The sequence below is a fragment of the Microbacterium sp. NPDC096154 genome (genome assembly GCF_040302945.1).
Classification (GTDB): domain Bacteria; phylum Actinomycetota; class Actinomycetes; order Actinomycetales; family Microbacteriaceae; genus Microbacterium.
This window is the reverse complement of sequence record NZ_JBEOSM010000009.1, coordinates 124,711-141,955: the sequence shown is the minus strand read 5'-3', so window position 1 is coordinate 141,955 and position 17,245 is coordinate 124,711. Positions and strand designations below refer to the sequence as shown.

16 protein-coding genes are annotated in these 17,245 nt (G+C 70.1%); 5 read left to right on the top strand and 11 right to left on the bottom strand.

The genetic code is table 11. The features are described 5' to 3' along the window. Positions 1-82: 82 nt before the first annotated feature. Genes ABTW64_RS13210 through ABTW64_RS13200 form a run of 3 tightly spaced genes read right to left on the bottom strand, consistent with a single transcriptional unit; the run spans position 83 to position 4,018 of the window. Positions 83-1,981, bottom strand: a complete 1,899-nt coding sequence (locus ABTW64_RS13210) for a helicase HerA-like domain-containing protein (RefSeq protein ID WP_350623147.1) — start codon at positions 1,979-1,981, stop codon at positions 83-85. A gap of 41 nt (positions 1,982-2,022) precedes the next feature. Next, entirely contained in the window at positions 2,023-2,676 is a 654-nt protein-coding gene (locus ABTW64_RS13205; RefSeq protein WP_350623145.1) for a phosphatase PAP2 family protein, read from the bottom strand. A 22-nt stretch (positions 2,677-2,698) separates the two neighbouring features. Continuing rightward, positions 2,699-4,018 carry a multidrug effflux MFS transporter gene (locus tag ABTW64_RS13200; RefSeq protein WP_502892341.1) on the bottom strand — a complete coding sequence of 440 codons (1,320 nt, stop codon included), beginning with the start codon at positions 4,016-4,018 and terminating at the stop codon, positions 2,699-2,701. Positions 4,019-4,156: 138 nt separating this feature from the next. Between ABTW64_RS13200 and ABTW64_RS13195 the strand changes: the two genes are divergently transcribed. Both ABTW64_RS13195 and ABTW64_RS13190 read left to right on the top strand, forming a co-directional pair. Then, complete coding sequence (locus ABTW64_RS13195; RefSeq protein WP_350623142.1) at positions 4,157-4,843, top strand: thioredoxin-like domain-containing protein; 687 nt, start codon at positions 4,157-4,159, stop codon at positions 4,841-4,843. Positions 4,844-4,880: 37 nt separating this feature from the next. After that, the gene (locus ABTW64_RS13190) at positions 4,881-5,558 is read left to right on the top strand and encodes a DUF305 domain-containing protein (RefSeq protein ID WP_350623140.1); all 678 of its coding nucleotides are present in this window, start codon (positions 4,881-4,883) and stop codon (positions 5,556-5,558) included. Between the two features lie 33 nt (positions 5,559-5,591). Here ABTW64_RS13190 and ABTW64_RS13185 read toward each other — a convergent pair whose 3' ends face one another. From ABTW64_RS13185 to ABTW64_RS13155, 7 genes are all read right to left on the bottom strand, one after another. After that, on the bottom strand, positions 5,592-6,479 hold the full coding sequence (locus ABTW64_RS13185) for a carbohydrate ABC transporter permease (protein ID WP_350623138.1): 888 nt from the start codon (positions 6,477-6,479) through the stop codon (positions 5,592-5,594). Next, complete coding sequence (locus ABTW64_RS13180; RefSeq protein ID WP_350623136.1) at positions 6,476-7,837, bottom strand: carbohydrate ABC transporter permease; 1,362 nt, start codon at positions 7,835-7,837, stop codon at positions 6,476-6,478. The genes ABTW64_RS13185 and ABTW64_RS13180 overlap by 4 nt, the downstream gene beginning before the upstream one ends. A gap of 13 nt (positions 7,838-7,850) precedes the next feature. After that, positions 7,851-9,158 carry an ABC transporter substrate-binding protein gene (locus ABTW64_RS13175; protein ID WP_350623134.1) on the bottom strand — a complete coding sequence of 436 codons (1,308 nt, stop codon included), beginning with the start codon at positions 9,156-9,158 and terminating at the stop codon, positions 7,851-7,853. A 250-nt stretch (positions 9,159-9,408) separates the two neighbouring features. Then, complete coding sequence (gene rplL / locus ABTW64_RS13170; RefSeq protein ID WP_350623132.1) at positions 9,409-9,798, bottom strand: 50S ribosomal protein L7/L12; 390 nt, start codon at positions 9,796-9,798, stop codon at positions 9,409-9,411. 83 nt (positions 9,799-9,881) lie between these two features. Continuing rightward, entirely contained in the window at positions 9,882-10,397 is a 516-nt protein-coding gene (gene rplJ / locus ABTW64_RS13165; protein WP_350623130.1) for a 50S ribosomal protein L10, read from the bottom strand. 302 nt (positions 10,398-10,699) lie between these two features. After that, complete coding sequence (locus ABTW64_RS13160) at positions 10,700-11,671, bottom strand: hypothetical protein (protein WP_350623128.1); 972 nt, start codon at positions 11,669-11,671, stop codon at positions 10,700-10,702. Positions 11,672-12,061: 390 nt separating this feature from the next. Beyond that, the gene (locus ABTW64_RS13155; protein ID WP_350623126.1) at positions 12,062-12,739 is read right to left on the bottom strand and encodes a YqaJ viral recombinase family protein; all 678 of its coding nucleotides are present in this window, start codon (positions 12,737-12,739) and stop codon (positions 12,062-12,064) included. A gap of 178 nt (positions 12,740-12,917) precedes the next feature. Between ABTW64_RS13155 and ABTW64_RS13150 the strand changes: the two genes are divergently transcribed. From ABTW64_RS13150 to ABTW64_RS13140, 3 genes are all read left to right on the top strand, one after another. Beyond that, on the top strand, positions 12,918-14,618 hold the full coding sequence (locus ABTW64_RS13150) for an MDR family MFS transporter (protein ID WP_350623124.1): 1,701 nt from the start codon (positions 12,918-12,920) through the stop codon (positions 14,616-14,618). Then, on the top strand, positions 14,615-15,076 hold the full coding sequence (locus ABTW64_RS13145; protein ID WP_350623122.1) for a MarR family winged helix-turn-helix transcriptional regulator: 462 nt from the start codon (positions 14,615-14,617) through the stop codon (positions 15,074-15,076). The genes ABTW64_RS13150 and ABTW64_RS13145 overlap by 4 nt, the downstream gene beginning before the upstream one ends. 162 nt (positions 15,077-15,238) lie before the next feature. Further along, positions 15,239-16,282, top strand: a complete 1,044-nt coding sequence (locus tag ABTW64_RS13140) for an NADP-dependent oxidoreductase (protein WP_350623120.1) — start codon at positions 15,239-15,241, stop codon at positions 16,280-16,282. 7 nt (positions 16,283-16,289) lie between these two features. Here ABTW64_RS13140 and ABTW64_RS13135 read toward each other — a convergent pair whose 3' ends face one another. Beyond that, on the bottom strand, positions 16,290-17,177 hold the full coding sequence (locus ABTW64_RS13135) for a LysR family transcriptional regulator ArgP (protein WP_350623118.1): 888 nt from the start codon (positions 17,175-17,177) through the stop codon (positions 16,290-16,292). Between the last annotated feature and the right edge of the window lie 68 nt (positions 17,178-17,245).

Here is a 17,245-nt window from a genome sequence, read left to right as displayed (position 1 = left end):
GGGAGCCGCGCGCCCGCGTCGCGCTCAGCGCGCCCCGGGCGGGCCCGGTGCGGGGTAGCCCTCCGCCATCAGCGGGCGGGTCTCACCGCCGACGACTGTTCCCGAACAGCCCGCGGATCACGCCGCTGATGATCGTCTGCGTCGTGCGAGAGCCGAGCACCTTCTCGAGCGTCGACTTCTCCGAACGCGATGAGGTGCGTGTGCGGCCCGCGGTCTTCCGGATGAGGCGGTCGTACTCCTGGCGCGCCTTCTTCTCGGCGGCCGCGTCGGCCTTGGCGATCTCGGCCCGCTGACGGGCCAGCTCGGCCTCCGCCTCGGCCTTGCGCTCCGCCTCGTCGGCCGCGTTCATCTTGGCCGTCAGGATCTCGTAGGCCGACTCGCGGTCGATGCGCTCACCGTACTTGGTCCGCAGCGGCGACGCGGCGATCACGGCGTCGATCCGGTCGGCCGGGGTCGGCTCCATGAGCCCCTGCGGAGCACGCACGCGCGTCCAGGCGACCGGCGTCGGCGATCCCTTCTCGCTCATCACCGTGACGATCGCCTCGCCCGTGCCGAGCTCCTGCAGCACGCGCTCGAGGTCGTAGTCCGACTTCGGGTAGGTGCCGACCGTCGCGCGCAATGCCTTGGCGTCGTCGGGTGTGAACGCGCGCAGCTGGTGCTGCACGCGCGATCCGAGCTGGGCGAGCACATCCGGATGCACGTCCTTGGGTGTCTGGGTGACGAAGAACACGCCGACGCCCTTCGACCGGATCAGCCGGACGGTCTGCGTGATGGCCGACAGGAAGTCCTTCGACGCGTCCTTGAACAGCAGGTGCGCCTCGTCGAAGAAGAAGACGAGCTTGGGCCTGTCGGGGTCGCCCACCTCGGGGAGGATCTCGAACAGCTCGGCGAGCAGGTACATAAGGGACGTCGAGAACAGCTCCGGACGGTCGGCGACGCCCGGGACCTCGAGCAGCGACACGATCCCGCGGCCGTCGGCCGCCGTGCGCAGGAAGTCGGTGACGTCGAACTCGGGCTCGCCGAAGAACACGTCGGCGCCGCCCTCGGCGAAGGCGATCAGCTCGCGCAGGATGACGCCCGCCGTCGCGCTCGAGAGCCCTCCCAGCTCCTTGAGCTCGGGCTTGCCCTCGTCGCTCGTCAGATACGTCAGCACCGACCGCAGGTCCTCGAGGTCGACCAGCGGCAGCCCGTTCTTGTCGGCGTAGTGGAACACCAGCCCCAGGCTCGACTCCTGGGTGTGGTTGAGCCCGAGCACCTTCGACAGCAGCAGCGGGCCGAAGCCCGTGACCGTGGCGCGCACGGGCACTCCCCGGCCGATGCCGCCGAGCGCGAAGTACTCGACCGCCGCGGCCTCGGGTGTCCAGTCCTGGCCGATGCCGCGCGTGCGCGCGAGCAGCTTGTCGTTCGCCTCGCCGGGCGTGGCCATGCCCGAGAGATCGCCCTTGATGTCGGCCGCGAACACCGGCACGCCCTTGGCTGCCAGCTGCTCGGCGAGCCCCTGCAGCGTGCGCGTCTTGCCGGTGCCGGTGGCGCCGGCGACGAGCCCGTGCCGGTTGAGCATGCCGAGCGGGATGCGGATCTGCGCGTCCGGCACAGGGACGCCGTTCACCAGCGCGCCGATGTCGAGCGTCTCGCCCTCGAAGCTGTAGCCCGCGGCGATCGCCCGCACGGCGTCGTCGTCGAGCGGTCCGCCGCGCTCGGCCCCGCCCGCAGGCCCGTCGGGCTCGCCCTGCCCCGGCGCCTCCGGCTCGTCGGCGGGCTCTGCCTCGTGGGCTGCCTCGACTCCCGGCTCAGGGTCGGCGGGGGCGGTCTCTGTCTCGGCAGCATCGCCCGCCCCGGCCTGCGCCGCGGCGGCGTGAGCGGCCGCGAGCCGCGCCTTCGCCTCGGCGGCCTTCAGGGCGGCCTCCGCGGCCTCGGCCTCCGCCTGGAGGCGGGCGACTTCGGCTTCGGCGGCTGCGACGGCGGGATCCTTCTCGCTCATGCGTGTCAGCCTAGCGACGCGGTCGTCCCGGTGAATGGGCCTCACTGCCCGCCGCCGCGGCCCCTCCGGGCGCGTCGCTCACCGCGCAGTCCTCGTGCGAACGCCGCCCCGACGAGCAGCGCGACGCCCACGCCCACCAGTCCACCGCCGACGGTGTCGGTCAGCCAATGGGCCGACACATACGTGCGCGCGAACGCCATGAGGGCGATCCAGCATCCGGCGAGCACCGCGACCCAGCGACGGGGCCACACCAGCCACAGCGCGACCGCGAGCGTCGCCGCGTTCGCCACATGTCCCGACGGGAAGGATCCGACATCGGCGGTGACCAGGATGTCCTCGGGTCGCGCCCTCCCGAGCACGTGCTTGAGCACCTGCACGAGACCGGCGCTCACGAGCGACGCGACCACGAAGTAGCCGGCCGCCCACGGCCGCCGCACCGCGAGCAGCACCGCGACCACGGCGAGCGGCACCCACAGCGTGGCGTACCGGCCGCCGCCGATCGCGTCCATGAACAGCGACACCCAGAGCGCAGGCCCGTCCGGTGTCGCCGAGAGCACGCCCTCCCACCACAGGTCCAGGCCCGTGGGGTCGGCGCCCGGCAGCCGCAGCACCGCCCCGAGGGCGATTCCCGCGGCGACCAGCCCCGCGCCCCACCACAGCCAGGCCCGGCTGGTGCGATCACGTGCTGCGGCCATCCTGCTCCTCTCGCGCGCCCCGTCAGGGGTGCAGCATCTCCACGGTGCGCGGGCGCACCACGACCCACAGCATGAACACGGCCACAAGTGCGCAGCCGATCATCACGACCGCCATCGAGGTTCCCGTGATGCCCGCCGGGCCGGCGACCGCCCCCACGATCGGCGAGATGACGCCCGCGACGCCCGCGTTGCTCGCGCCCAGCAGCGACGCGGCGGTGCCCGCCGCCTTGCCGTGCCGGTCGAGCGCCAGCACCTGCGCGCACGGGAACGTGAAGCCGCACGCGCTCATGAAGAACCACAGCGGGATGGCGGTGCCCCACAGTCCGAGGCCGAGCTGGTCGAACACCACGATGAGGGTCGCGGCGATCACCAGCACCGCGGTAGACGCCGCGAGCACCCACTGGGGACCGAAGCGCGCCGCGAGTCGCGAAGCGGTCTGGTTGCCCACGATCACGCCCACCGAGTTCACGGCGAACAGCAGGCCGTACTGGGCGGCGTCGAACCCGTAGCTCTCCTGGAACAGGAACGGGGAGGCCGACAGGTACGAGACCAGACCCGCGAACGTCATGCCACTGATCACGAGCACTCCGACGTAGACGCGGTCGGAAAGCACCGACCGGTACCGCTGCCACACCGTGCTCGTGCCGCGCTCGTGGCGCCGCTCGCGGGGCAGCGTCTCGGGGATGCCGAAGATCGCCGCGACCAGCATCACGGCGCCGTAGCCGCCGAGCACCCAGAAGATGCCCTCCCATGGCAGCACACCGAGCAGCGCCGAGCCGATCAGCGGCGCGATCACGGGCGCGACGCCCGTGACGAGCGCCAGACGCGACAGCATCACGACGAGGCGCTTGCCGCCGAACAGGTCGCGCACGATCGCCATGGCGGCGACCGCTCCGGCCGCCGCCCCGAACCCCATGGCGACGCGCGCGCCGCCCAGCACCGCCAGATTGGGCGCGAGCGCCGCAGTCACGCTCGCGCACACGTGCAGCGCGGTGGCGATCAGCAGCGGCAGGCGCCGGCCCACCGTGTCGCTCAGCGGTCCCACGAGCAGCTGCCCGAATGCGAAACCCACCATGGTGCCCGTCAGGGTCAGCTGGATCGCCGCCTCGTCGGTGTCGAATGCTCGCTGCAGCAGCGGGAAGGCCGGCAGGTACAGGTCGACCGTGAAGGGGCCGAGAGCCGTGAGGGCGCCCAGCAGCAGCACGTACAGCAGTCGCCGCGAGGCCGGGATGGCGTCTCCGGGATGCAGGACCACCGGGGCGGTGTCGGGGTTCGCCCCGAGCGTGCGGATCGCACCGGTGGGCGGGGGCAGCCGGATGGTCCCGGTGAAGGGAAGAGTCAGGGAATCGGTGTGCGGGTGAGGAGCGTCGGGCACGGGGCTCTTTCTGGCGTCGAGGAGCCCCCGATTCTACGCCCGCGCATAGCCTTCTCGGAGGTCCCCGACACCGGGTTGTTGCATGCCTCCGCATAGAATCGAGGCGTGTCGACCCAGAAGCGCTCCGGCAACCCCGCGAAGCAGGCCCAGATCGAGCAGACCATCAAGCAGCAGCGCGAGGCGAAGCGCCAGGAGAAGCTGGCCGAGTACCAGCGGCAGCTGAAGAAGCGCCAGCGCGGCAAGCTGCTGTGGTGGGTGGTCGGCGGCGTGGCCGTGGTCGCGATCGCCGCGATCATCGTCGCCTCCTACGTCTTCGCACCCCGCACCTACGAGGCGGGCAGCGAGGGCGCCGAGATCGAGGGCGTGCAGCTCTTCGAGAACGAGACCGACCACGTCGAGGGCACCGTGGAGTACGAGCAGACCCCGCCTGCGGGCGGCCCGCACAACCAGGTGTGGCTGAACTGCGGCATCTACACCGAGCCGCAGACCGACGAGAACGCCGTGCACTCGCTCGAGCACGGCGCCGTGTGGGTCACCTACGACGCCGAGCGCATCCAGGGCGCGGACCTCGACAAGCTGCGCGATCTGATGCCCCGCAACTACGTCATCCTTTCGCCCTACGAGGGCCTCGACACCCCGATCGCGCTCAGCGCCTGGAACGCGCAGCTCAAGGTCGACTCAGTGGACGACGAGCGCATCCCCGCGTTCATCGAGGAGTACTGGCGCAGCCAGAACGTCCCCGAGCCGAACGCCGCATGCTCGGGCGCGATCGACGGCCCCGGCAAGATCTGACCGGCCCACCCCACCCGCGAACGAGCGAGCCGACGCAGTGAGCGAGACGGAACCCGTCGAGACCGACACCGGCCCCACCGGCCGCCGTCCGTGGCCGCTCGTCGCGCTCGCGCTCGTGCTGGTGGCGGGCCTCGCCTTCGCCGTGGGCCGGTTCTCGACCTTCGGGGTCGTCGCCTCGGGGCCGAACGCGGCCGACATCGGCTTCGCTCGCGACATGCAGGTGCACCACGCGCAGGCGGTCGAGATGGCCATGATCGAGTACCGCGCGACATCCGACGAGACCCTGCGTGCCGTCGCCTACGACATCGCCACGGCTCAGGCCGGCCAGGCAGGCGAGATGTACGGCTGGCTCGTGAACTGGGGTGTGCCGCAGGCGGCCGACGAGCCGCTCATGTCCTGGATGTCCGAAGACTCCGGTCACGGTCACGGCGGCGGCTCCGACGGGTCGGCGACCGACGCCGAGCTGCGCGAGGCCATGGGCATGGCCACGGACGAGCAGCTCGCCGCGCTGCGCGAGGCCGACGGCACCCAGCAGGACTGTCTGTTCGCCGAGCTGATGATCCGGCACCACACGGGAGCGATCGAGATGGTCGACGCGATCCAGCGGCTGGGCAGCGACGCTCGCGTCGCTCAGGCCGCCCGCGGCATGGCCGAGTCGCAGCAGCGCGAGATCCAGTCGCTGCAGGCCACGCGCGACCGCCTCGGCTGCGGCTGAACCGGCATCCGGCCCAGCCGCAGCCGACGGCGGCTACTTCTGCGATCCCGCCAGCAGCGCCTGCACGAAGTAGCGCTGGAAGGCGAAGAACACGATCAGCGGCACGATCATCGACAGGAACGCTCCCGCCGAGAGCACGTCGATGTTCGACCCGAACTGCCGCAGCTGCGACTGGATCGCCACGGTCAACGGCATCGAATCCGAGTTCGTGAAGATCAGCGCCACGAGCATGTCGTTCCAGGTCCACAGGAACTGGAAGATCGCGAGCGACGCGATCGCCGGCAGGCCCAGCGGCAGGATCACCGTGAAGAAGATGCGCCACTCCCCCGCGCCGTCGATCCGGGCCGCCTCCATGAGCTCGGCCGGGATCTGCGTGAAGAAGTTGCGCAGCAGGAAGATCGCGAACGGCAGGCCGAACGCGGTGTGGAACAGGATGACGCCGAGCACGCTGCCGAAGATGCCCAGCGCGCCGAACAGGCGGGCGAGCGGGATTAGCGCCACCTGCAGCGGCACGGCGAGCAGCACGATCACGACGATCAGCAGCCAGTCGCGGCCGGGGAAGCTCATCCACGCGAAGGCGTAGCCCGCCAGCGCGCCTAACATCACCACGAGCACCGTCGTGGGCACCGCGATCACGATGGTGTTCCACAGCGACCCCGTGATGGCCGGGTTCGACAGCAGGTTCGCGTAGTTCTCGATCGTGATCTCCGCGGGCTTGGTGAACACGGTCCACCATCCCGACGAGGCGTTGTCTCCGGCCGTGCGCAGCGACGTGATGAACAGGCCGATGCTCGGCACGAGCCAGAAGATCGCCACGATCGCGAGCACGATGTTGACGATCGTCGAGCCCAGGGCCGACGCGATCCGCTGTCCCGCGGTCTTCTTCCGGGTGACGATTCCCAGGGATGCCGCCGAGGTCATCGCTTGGCCTCCTCACGGAACCGGCGCACGTTCATGATCATCGACGGCAGCACCAGGATCAGCAGCAGGATGGCGAGCGCCGAGCCGAGGCCCTGGTTCGCGCCACCGCCGAACGACACGGTCCACATCTCGACCGCGATCACGTTCGCCGCCGGTTTGGAGGCGCCGGGCGGGATCACATAGACGAGGTCGAAGATCTTCAGCACGTTGATGATCAGGGTCACGAACACCACGATCAGCACGGGTGCGAGCAGCGGCGCCGTGATGCGGGTGAACACCTGCCACTCGGTCGCCCCGTCCATCCGGGCGGCCTCCTGCAGCGAGCGGTCCATGGCCGACAGTCCGGACGCGATCATGACCATCGCGAAGCCCGCCCAGATCCAGATGTACGACAGGATGATGACCGCGTTGATGAACGACGAGCTCAGCCACGAGACGCCCTGCGCGCCTTCCTCGAAGTTCGAGGCGGGCAGCGCGATCGTATAGCTCTGACCCGACTCGAGACCGTCGATCGTGAACGTTCCGTCGGCGCCCGTCGTCGCGAAGCCATGCACGGATCCATCCGGCCCGACCGCGTCGACCCGCATGTCGGGCAGTCCGCTCTTGCCGTCGCCGATCTCTCCCTGCGTGCCGCCGCCGCCGCGCACCACGTCGAGGAACACCGTGCCGGTGATCTGCGTGTCGGACGCCGAGGGCGCGGGCGCCGCCTCGGCCGCCCCAGCCGGCACATTGTCCTGGCGCACACCCGTGAGCGGGAAGTCCTGCGTCTGGCCCGCCTGGATCTCCTGCTCGCTCGCGATCACGCCGCCGTCGGCGATCACGCCGAACCCGTCGCGCGGCTTGGCCCCGGGATATCCGCCGGTGTCCCCGAACGCGTTCTGCACCCCGGAGATCACGGCGTTCACGACGCCCAGCTGCGGGCTCTCCTGGAACATGCCGCGGAAGATCACGCCCGCCGCGAGCATCGAGATCGCCATCGGCATGAAGATGATCAGTTTGAACGCCGTCTTCCACTTCAGCTTCTCGAGCAGCACCGCGAAGATCAGGCCCAGGATGGTGCACGCGGCCGGCGCGACGATCACCCAGATCACGTTGTTGCGGATCGCGGTGAACGTCGTGTCGTTCGTGAACATCGTCACGTAGTTCTCGAACCCGACGAACTGCCCGTCCTCGCGCCCGAAGAACGACCGGAAGACCGTGTACACGATCGGGTAGAGGACGAACGCGCCGAGCATGATCAGCGCAGGCGCCAGGAACGACGCCGTGATCAGCACCTTGCGCCACGACCCCGGTTCCTTCGGGGCGCGGCGGGGAGCGGGTGCCCGCTCCGCCGCCGCGGGCACGGTGACGGATGTCATGTGCCTGACCCGATCAGTACGCCGACGCGGCGGCGTCCTCGAGCCGCTGCATCGTGCCCTCGACGTCCGAGGGATCCTGGTAGAACGTGATCATCTCCTGCCAGAAGCCCTGACCCTGCGTGCCGCCGAACGCGCTCGGCGTGAGGTCGGACATGTCGAAGCGGAACGTCTCGGCGCCGGTGAGCGACTCCGCGATCTGACGCGAGATGTCGTCCGGGTACAGCGACGTGTCCACGGCGTTGTTGGGCGAGGTGAGGCCACCGTTGGGCACCCAGATCTCGGCCGACTCGGGGCTCGCGAGGAACTGCATCAGCGCGTCCGTGGCCTCGTCGTCGGTGAACGCCACCGCGACGTCGCCGCCGCCGACGACCGACGGCTCCGAGCCGTTGATCGACGGGAACTCGTAGAACAGCGCGTTCTCGCCGACGGTCGAGGTGCCGTCATCCGTGATGTTCCCGGCCACGAAGTCTCCCTCGAAGACCGTGCCGGCCTGCGGGTCGGCTCCGAACACCTCGGTCACGCTCTCGGGGAACGTGCGCTGGTCGCCGCCATCCTGCACGAGATCCGTGCCCCAGAGGGTGGCGAGCACCTCGAGGGCCTCCTGGACCGACGGGTCGGTCCACGGGATCTCGTGGTTGGTCAGCTGGTCGTACTTCTCCGGTCCCGCCGTGCGGAGGTAGACGTTCTCGAACCAGTCGGTCAGCGGCCAGCCCACATCCGCGCCGATCGAGATGCCGGCGTAACCCGAGTCGGTGAGCAGCTGCAGCTGCTCGAGGAAGCCGTCCCAGTCCTCCGGGGGCGTTGCGCCCGCCTCGTCGTAGATGTCGGCGTTGTACCAGACCGTCGACTTGTGGGCGGCCTTGAACCACACGCCGTAGAGCTCATCCTCCACGGTGCCCAGGCCGATCCAGCTCTCGGAGTAGTTCTCCTCGACGAGCGAGCGCGCCTCTTCGCTGAGCGGCTGGATGTCGCCGTTGGTCGCCAGCGACTGCAGCAGCGCCGGCTGCCCGATCACGGCCACGTTCGGCGGGGTGCCGCCCTCGAGCTGACCCTGGATGTACGTGGGCCCGTTGTCGCCGAAGCTCGTGTAGTTGACAGTCGCGCCGGTCGCGTCCTCGAAGGCCTGGAGAACCGCCTCGAAGTTCTCCTGCTCGGCCCCGGACCATGCCGCCACGACGCTGAGCGTCTCGCCCGAGAAGTCGCCCTCGATCTGGACGTCGCCGCCCCCTCCCGTGGCGCCTCCGCCTCCCCCGCCGCCGCCTCCCGAGCATCCGGCCACGGCGACGGCCGTGACCCCCAAGACACCTGCGACGGTGATCATTCGACGTGTGCGATTCGCGAACATGACGGTCCCTTCGTCCTGCACGGGGCCGTATTGACGTGTCCTCACATGGCTTGTCGCACGGCCCTGTGGAGCTGCTGTGGGTTCACTCGGGCGTCACGGTACGCCCGACCAGCGGGAGCAGGCAAGCGGCTTGCCCTCCCCCCGGATGGCCGTGTAATGAAATGCGGACACGACGAAAGCCCCGGGGAATTCCCCGGGGCTTTCGCGCGAAATGAATCCGAATGGATTACTTCAGGGTCACCGAAGCGCCGGCCTCCTCGAGGGCAGCCTTGGCCTTCTCGGCGGTCTCCTTGTTCGCACCCTCGAGCACAGCCTTCGGGGCACCGTCGACGACGGCCTTGGCCTCGCCGAGGCCCAGCGAGGTGAGCTCGCGCACGACCTTGATGACCTGGATCTTCTTGTCGCCGGCGGCCTCGAGGACGACGTCGAACGAGTCCTTCTCCTCGGCCTCCTCGGCGGGCGCGCCACCAGCGGCGCCGGCAGCGGCGGCAACCGCGACGGGGGCGGCGGCGGTGACGTCGAAGGTCTCCTCGAAGGCCTTCACGAACTCGCTGAGCTCGATGAGCGTGAGCTCCTTGAACGCGTCGAGCAGCTCGTCGGTGGTGAGCTTCGCCATGATGTTTCTCCTAGTTAATCGGGGTTTGAGGGGTGCTTCTCAGCGGCCTGCTGTCGGCGACGATGTCACCGATCCAGCGGATGTCAGGCCGCGGTCTCCTGCTTCTCACGCAGCGCCTCGACCGTGCGCACGGTCTTCGACAGCGGTGCCTGGAAGAGGGCGGCAGCCTTCGCCATCGAGGCCTTGAACATCCCGGCCGCCTTGGCGAGCAGGACCTCACGGCTCTCGAGGTCGGCGAGCTTGCCGACCTCTTCGGCGCTCAGGGGCTTGCCATCGAAGTAGCCGCCCTTGATCACCAGAAGAGGGTGTGCCTTGGCGAAGGCGCGCAGACCCTTGGCGACGGCGACCGGGTCACCGTGCACGAAGGCGATGGCCGACGGACCCTTGAGGTCCTCGTCCAGCGCCGTGATCCCCGCGTTGTTCGCGGCGATCTTGGTCAGCGTGTTCTTCACCACGGCGTACTCCGCGTCCTGACGGATGCTGTTGCGCAGCTCCTTGAGCTGGGCAACCGTCAGACCGCGGTACTCGGTCAGCAGGACGGCGCTCGAGTTCTCGAAAGACTTCGTGAGCTCGGCGACCGATGCTTCCTTCTGCGCCATGGCCACTCCTTGATATGAACGTGATCCCCCACGGTGGTGGGGTACCGACCGAGCCCGCCCCTATAACGCAGAAACGCTCCGGCGCAAGCGCACGGAGCGTGGATCCGGAATCCGGATATCGTTCGTGACACCTGCGCGGGCCCCTGCATTGCAGTGCTTCGATCGCTCCGCGCAAGCGCGTCACGATGACCGGCGGTCTTCGGCTTCGTCAACTCTACCACGGGTCGCACCCGCCCCGCGCCGCGCCCCTCGCCCCCTCCCCCCGGCCGAGTGCACACCAATGTGCGTGTGCACTCGACTCCTCAGTGCGCGGGCGGCACCACCCCCTGCTCGCGCAGCCGACGGGCGAATGCTCCGCGCGAGTCGATGTGCGGCCACCCGACGCGCACCAGCGGCCATCCGGTCGCGGCGACGATCTCGGCCTGGCGTTCGCGTTCTGCCGCGAGCACAGCTCCCACCTCGCGCCCCCCGGTCATGGACGGGGCGATGTACTTGTCGACACCGTCGAACTCCACCCAGGTCCGGATCTCCTCGACGCCGACATCGACGAAGAACTCCCGGCCGCTGCCTCCGCGGACGGGAGCCTGCAGCACGAAGTGCCGCCATCCGCACTCCCGCAGTCTCAGACGGGTCACCGATTCCCCTGGCAGCTGCGCACGCCCGTCTGCGAACTCAATGGCGCGGCGTGCCGCCAGCACGCCGCGTACCCCTCGTGCGCTCTCCACCTTGCGCAGCATCCTCGAGCGCCACTCCGCTGCGACTCCGAGGTCATACGCCCTCGCGCCCTCTTCCCAGGCCACAGCACGAAGCGCAGCGTCTGCGACCACCAGAGCACATTCAGCACGCGCCGTGCGCGCCACATCGAAGACCGTGCGCTCGAGCGTCGTCGCGACGATCCCGTCGACCTCGATCAGATCCTCGTCGGGCAGCTCCTCGATGTGGCGTCGCACGACAGCGTTCGAACTCGCCCGACGCGACGGTGGCAGCACGAGGTGGACGCGTTCGAGGTCGACCCCGTACAGCGGCAGCCCATGCAGGACGGCCGCCGACGCGTACCCCACCACGCCACGCTTGAGGCGACTGCTCGCCCACGCTGCGCGCACGCGGGCCAGATGCCGCTCTTCGCCATACAGGCGTGTCCACCCCTCCGTGTCGATGTGCCAGCCACGCCGAACGGACGAGATCTGCCCCGCGCGACGCTTGACGACCACGGCGTACACGCCCTCCTGTCGAGCGAGTTCTGCGGTCGTGGAGGGCCAGGGTGTCTCACGCATGGCAGACAGGATGGCCCCTCGTGCGTGGGCTGAGCAGGCCGGCTCCGCGCAGGGGACTCGAACGGCGCCGATCCCCCCTGTGGACGAGCGCCCGCCAGGCTGCCGTCCAGCCGAGCCCCGCCGTGCACACCAATGTGCGTGTGGTCTCGAGCACTCCCTCACCCCACCCCGCCCCACTGCACACGCACGTTGGTGTGCACTCGAGCGCGCCGCCCCGGGCGGGTTACATGCGGCGAATGGATGAGCCGGGCGGCTTCGTGATGCGCGATCGGCTTCGCGAGACCCGGGGCCATGCTGCGGGGCTGAGGGGACCGCTCTGAAGTGCGGCCGAGTGCACACGCACATTGGTGTGGAGTCGACCGGCGGGCGGCCCGGAGCAGCCCCGGGGCGTCAGTCGGAGAGGGCGAGAGCGCGGAACATGTCGCGCTCGCGGAGACGATCGCGGTTCGACGCGGGAAGGGGCGCCGGGCGCTCGAGGCGGTTGCCGGTCGTGCGCTGGTAGAGCTCGTCGATCAGGCGCGTCGCGAGCCGCACGAGCTGGGCGATCTCGCGGTCGTCGCGCTCGATCCAGGTGCACTTTGGCTCGTCGTGCAGCGGCTGGAAGTCGCGGTGCTCCTCCCACACGAACAGCGTGCGCTCGGCACCGAGCACGTGCTGCTGCCACCAGACCTGCCGCAGATAGCTGCGCGGGATGGACCGCCACGACTTGTTGGTGGTCTTGATCTCGGCGAGCGCGACCCGCCCCTGCGCGTCGACGCCGATGCCGTCCGGCGTGGCGAGGTGGCGCTTCTCGACCACCGCGTGGAACAGCGCACTCGAGGGCTGGATGCCGTGCGTCGCCGCGATCCACGCCGCGATCTCGGGCTCGCGGCGCCGGCCATGGTCGGTGTAGGCGTTGCCCGAGAAGCGCGAGCCCATCAGCTTCTGTTCCGCGGCGCGCGCGATCGAGCGCTCGCTCGCAGTGAGGGAGGCGACATCCGTCGCCGTGATCCCGCGCGCCCGCGCGCGGAGCCAGCCGACCCGATCGCGGGAATCCGCGATGATCCGGGCCTGCAGTTCGGGTGTCACGGATCGACCCTAACCCGCGCCTCCCCCACAGCCGCCCCACTGCTGCCGGATGTCGCGAAAGCCACGCCCGGATGGTTGCTGAATGTCAACGATTCGGCTATAGTTGACGACGCACAACTTTTGCCGCGCGTCGAGGATGCCGCGCTCCGAACGCCTCCTGAACCGCCGAAAGGGTCCGATGACCGACGCCGCAGCTCCCGCACGCATGACGCACCGCCAGGTGCTCGAGGCCATCTCCGGCCTGCTCCTGGCGATGTTCGCCTCCATGATGGCCAACACCATCGTCGGCACCTCGCTGCCGATCATCGTGCCCGACCTCGGCGGCACGCAGACCGACTACACGTGGGTCGTCACGGCCGCGCTGCTGACCACGGCGATCTCGACCCCGATCTGGGGCAAGCTCGCCGACCTCACCAACCGCAAGACGCTCGTGCTCGTGGCGCTGACGTTCTTCCTCGCCGCGAGCGCCGTGGCGGGCTTCGCGACCAGCCCCGGCATGCTGATCGGCGCGCGCGCCTTCCAGGGCATCGGCGCCGGCGGCGTGGCGGCGCTGAGCCAGGTCATCATGGCCGACATCATCAGCCCCCGCGAGCGCGGCAAGTACATGGGACTGTTCGGCGTGGTGATGGGTGTCTCGACCGTGGGCGGTCCCATCATTGGCGGCCTTCTCACCGACACCGTCGGATGGCACTGGAACTTCTTCGTCGGCATCCCGCTGGGACTGATCGCGTTCGCCGTGATCGTGAAGACCCTGAAGCTCGCGCCGCGCGCCAACCGCAAGGTGCGCATCGACTACCTCGGCATCGTGCTGCTCTCGGTGGCCTCGAGCCTGCTGCTCCTCTGGGTCACGAACGTCAAGGACTACGGCTGGGCCAGCACCGAGACCTACACGATGGTGGGCGGCGCGCTCGTCGCCACGGCGCTGTTCATCTGGGTCGAGACCCGCGCGGCCGAGCCGCTCGTGCCGCTCACGCTCTTCCGCAACCGCACCTTCACGCTCGCGGTGCTGGCCTCCATCTCGATCGGCGTCGCGATGTTCGGCACCGCGGTCTATCTGGGTCAGTACTTCCAGATGGCGCGCGGCTTCGACCCCACCGGAGCCGGCCTGATGACCATCCCCATGGCCGCCGGGATGCTGATCTGCTCGACCGTGGTGGGCCAGCTCGTCACACGCTTCGGCGCCTGGAAGCGCTACCTGGTGATCGGCGCGATCGTCATGACCACCGGCAACGCGCTGCTGGCCACGCTCACCGCCGACACGAACCTCGTGCTCGTCGGGGTGTACATGTTCCTGCTCGGCGCCGGCATGGGCATGACGATGCAGAACCTCGTGCTCGTCGTGCAGAACACCGCCAAGCCCGAGGAGATGGGCGTCGCCAGCTCGGGCGTCAACTTCTTCCGCACCATCGGCGGCACCGCGGGCGTCGCGGTGATCGGCGCCGTGCTGGCGTCGAGCATGGCCGACCTGCTCGCCCAGCGGAAGGACGAGCTCATGACGGCGATCATGGGCCTCGGAGCTGAGGGCGCCAAGGTCGCCGAGCAGTTCCAGTCGGGCACGATGCCCATCGCACGCGAGCTGCCGGATGCCGTGCGTGTGATCGTCGAGCAGGTCGCGGCCACCTCGATCGCGCACGCCTTCCTGATCGGCATCCCGCTCGGCGTGCTGAGCCTCATCACGATCGCGTTCCTGCCGAACATCCCGCTGGGCCGCAAGAACAACGCCGAGCGTCTGCGCGAGGCAGCCGCTGCCGATGCAGGCGAGGACATCGTCGACGAGGCGCTCGCACAGGCCGGAGTGCCGGTCGCCTCGACGGGCACCATCCCCGTGGTGCGCGCGCAGGATGACCGCAACGGCACGGACACGGAGCATCGCGCATGACGGCCCCGGCCGACGAGCGCGAGCAGGCCATCCGCGCGGTCGAGGTCGAGTTCTCGGAGCTCGTCACGCACATCCGCCGCATCATCATGCGCAACGCGGAGCGCGTCGCCCCGGGCATGCTCCCCGGCGCGTACAAGGTGTTCACGACGATCGCCGACACCGGTCCCCTGACCGCGTCGGCGATCGCCGAGCGCCTGCTGATCGACAAGGGCCAGCTCAGCCGCACGATCCGCGAGCTCGAGGACCTCGGCCTGATCGTGCGCACGCCCGATCCCTCCGATCGACGCGCGCACCTGCTCGACGCGACGCCCGACGGCCGCCGCCGCCTCGACGAGGCCCGGGCGCCGCAGGAGCACGGCCTGGCGCGTGCCCTCGAGCAGTGGGACGTCGCGGATGTGCGGCGCCTCGCCGATCTGCTGCACGCGCTCGCGAACGAGCAGGTGCCGAGCGCCGGCTGACCACGCACGTCCGGCGGCCCCGCCCGGACGACGGCCCCCGCGCGCACGCCGGCAGGCACGAGCCGTAGCACCGCCGAAACACACGCGTGATGAAGTGCCGCTTGACTGAGAGCACCGGATCGAGCCACGGCGCGATCCCGACGATCGGAAGAGGGGGCGCAGATGAGATTCCGACCGCCGAGGTCCACGTCGACGCGGAGCGCGTCGACCGTCGTGGCACAGCAGGCCGTCACGACGCCGCCCACGCACATGCGTGCGGCACTGTTCGACGAGCCGGGCGATGCCTCGGTGCTGCGCGTCGACAGCGTGCCCGTGCCGGTGCCCGTCATGGACGAGGTGCTGGTGCGCGTGGTCGCGGCCGGGGTCAACCCGATCGACGCGAAGACGCGCTCCGGCGCGGGGGTGACCCCTGCGGTGAGCTCGTACCCGGTCGTTCCCGGCTTCGACTTCTCAGGCGTCGTGGTGGCGTCGCCGTTCGAGGCGCACCCGCTGCCGGCGGGAACGGCCGTGTTCGGCATGGCCGCGGTGCCGCGCGCCTCCGGCGCATACGCCGAGTACGTCGTCGTGCCGTCGAGCGCGGTGGCCGCGAAGCCGGCCTCCCTGTCCCATGCCGAGGCGGCGGGCGTGCCGCTCGCCGCCCTGACGGCGTGGCAGCTCGTGGTGGAGACCGCGCACGCCCACGAGGGTCAGCGCATCCTGATCCATGCCGGCTCCGGGGGCGTCGGACACTTCGCCGTGCAGTTCGCGGCCTACTTCGGCGCCCATGTCACGGCGACCAGCTCCGCAGGCAACGCCCCCTGGCTGCGCGAGCTCGGCGCCCAGGTCGTGATCGATTACACCAGCACGCGATTCGAGGACGTGGTGACCGACGTCGACGTGGTCATCGACCTGGTCGGCAATGTGCATGCCGACACCGGATCGCGATCGCTCACGGTGCTGCGGCCCGGAGGGCTGCTCATCCTGGTGCCGTCGGGCAGCTGGCCCGGGTACGCCGAGGAGGCGGCCGCCGCGGGCGTGCGCGCGACGGCGTTCAAGGTCGTTCCCGACGGCACGGCGCTCGGCACGATCGCGCGACTGCTCGACTCGGGCGCCGTGCAGGTCTACGTCGAGCAGGTGTTCGAGCTCGACGACGTGCAGGCCGCCCACCGCAAGCTCGAGGAGGGCCACACGCGCGGCAAGCTCGTGCTGCGCGTGTCGGAGGGCTGATCCGGGCTCACGCCGGGTCGAGCGCGGCGCGGGCGGCCGCCACGACCGCCTCCCGGATGTCGGCGAGCAGCGGCGAGCGCAGGTTCCACTGCTGCCAGTACAGGGGCACCGAGATGCGCGGCCCGTCGAGCGCCACGAGGCGTCCGGCGTCGAGCGAGGCCTGCGCCTGCAGGGGAGGCAGGAGACCCCAGCCGAAGCCGAGGCGCACCGCGGTGGCGTAGTCCTCGGAGGCGGGCACGTAATGGCGGGGCGGTCGGGACGGATCGACGCCGCGCTCGGTGAGCCACTGGGACTGCAGGTCGTCGCTGCGGTCGTAGTCGACGACCGGGGCCGCCGCCAGCGCGTCCAGGGTCGATCCGGCCGGGAACCAGCGCTCCACGAACGCCGGCGAGGCCACCGGGTGGTAGATCGTCGCGCCCAGCGCCGTCACGACGCATCCGGCGATGGGATCGCGCTGCGATGTGACCGCCGCCGTCACGGTACCCGCCTCGAGCAGCTCGGCCGTGTGGTCCTGGTCGTCGCGATGCAGCTCGAACGACACGTCGTGCGCGTGGATGACCGGGCGCAGGGCGGGCAGGAACCAGGTGGCGAGCGAATCGGAGTTCACCGCGATGGGCACGTGCATGCGCCCCGGACCCTCCAGGCCCAGCTCGACACTCGCGTCGTGGCCGAGCAGCGCGTACTGGCGCGCCAGACGCACCACCACGGCGCCGGCCTCCGTGGCGCGAGCGGGCTTGGCACGCACGACGAGCACGCGCCCGAGCTGCCCTTCGAGCGCCCGCAGCCGCTGGCTCACGGCGGACGGGGTGATGCGCAGCAGCCGGGCGGCACCCTCGAGGCTGCCCTCGTCGACGATGGCCGCGACGGTCGCGGCGAGATCGGGCGCGATCCACATGAAGCGTTCCTTATGCCGAGTGAGAATCTTGAACGTCGCTTTTGATCATTCCATGCGCGTCCGTACCG

Coding starts and splice junctions, on each gene's coding strand:
- ABTW64_RS13210 (WP_350623147.1), bottom strand. CDS start 1,981: ATGAGCGAGAAGGATCCCGCCGTCGCAGCCGCCGAAGCCGAAGTCGCC.
- ABTW64_RS13205 (WP_350623145.1), bottom strand. CDS start 2,676: ATGGCCGCAGCACGTGATCGCACCAGCCGGGCCTGGCTGTGGTGGGGC.
- ABTW64_RS13140 (WP_350623120.1), top strand. CDS start 15,239: ATGAGATTCCGACCGCCGAGGTCCACGTCGACGCGGAGCGCGTCGACC.
- ABTW64_RS13185 (WP_350623138.1), bottom strand. CDS start 6,479: ATGACCTCGGCGGCATCCCTGGGAATCGTCACCCGGAAGAAGACCGCG.
- ABTW64_RS13160 (WP_350623128.1), bottom strand. CDS start 11,671: ATGCGTGAGACACCCTGGCCCTCCACGACCGCAGAACTCGCTCGACAG.
- ABTW64_RS13180 (WP_350623136.1), bottom strand. CDS start 7,837: ATGACATCCGTCACCGTGCCCGCGGCGGCGGAGCGGGCACCCGCTCCC.
- ABTW64_RS13145 (WP_350623122.1), top strand. CDS start 14,615: ATGACGGCCCCGGCCGACGAGCGCGAGCAGGCCATCCGCGCGGTCGAG.
- ABTW64_RS13135 (WP_350623118.1), bottom strand. CDS start 17,177: ATGTGGATCGCGCCCGATCTCGCCGCGACCGTCGCGGCCATCGTCGAC.
- ABTW64_RS13175 (WP_350623134.1), bottom strand. CDS start 9,158: ATGATCACCGTCGCAGGTGTCTTGGGGGTCACGGCCGTCGCCGTGGCC.
- rplL (WP_350623132.1), bottom strand. CDS start 9,798: ATGGCGAAGCTCACCACCGACGAGCTGCTCGACGCGTTCAAGGAGCTC.
- rplJ (WP_350623130.1), bottom strand. CDS start 10,397: ATGGCGCAGAAGGAAGCATCGGTCGCCGAGCTCACGAAGTCTTTCGAG.
- ABTW64_RS13150 (WP_350623124.1), top strand. CDS start 12,918: ATGACCGACGCCGCAGCTCCCGCACGCATGACGCACCGCCAGGTGCTC.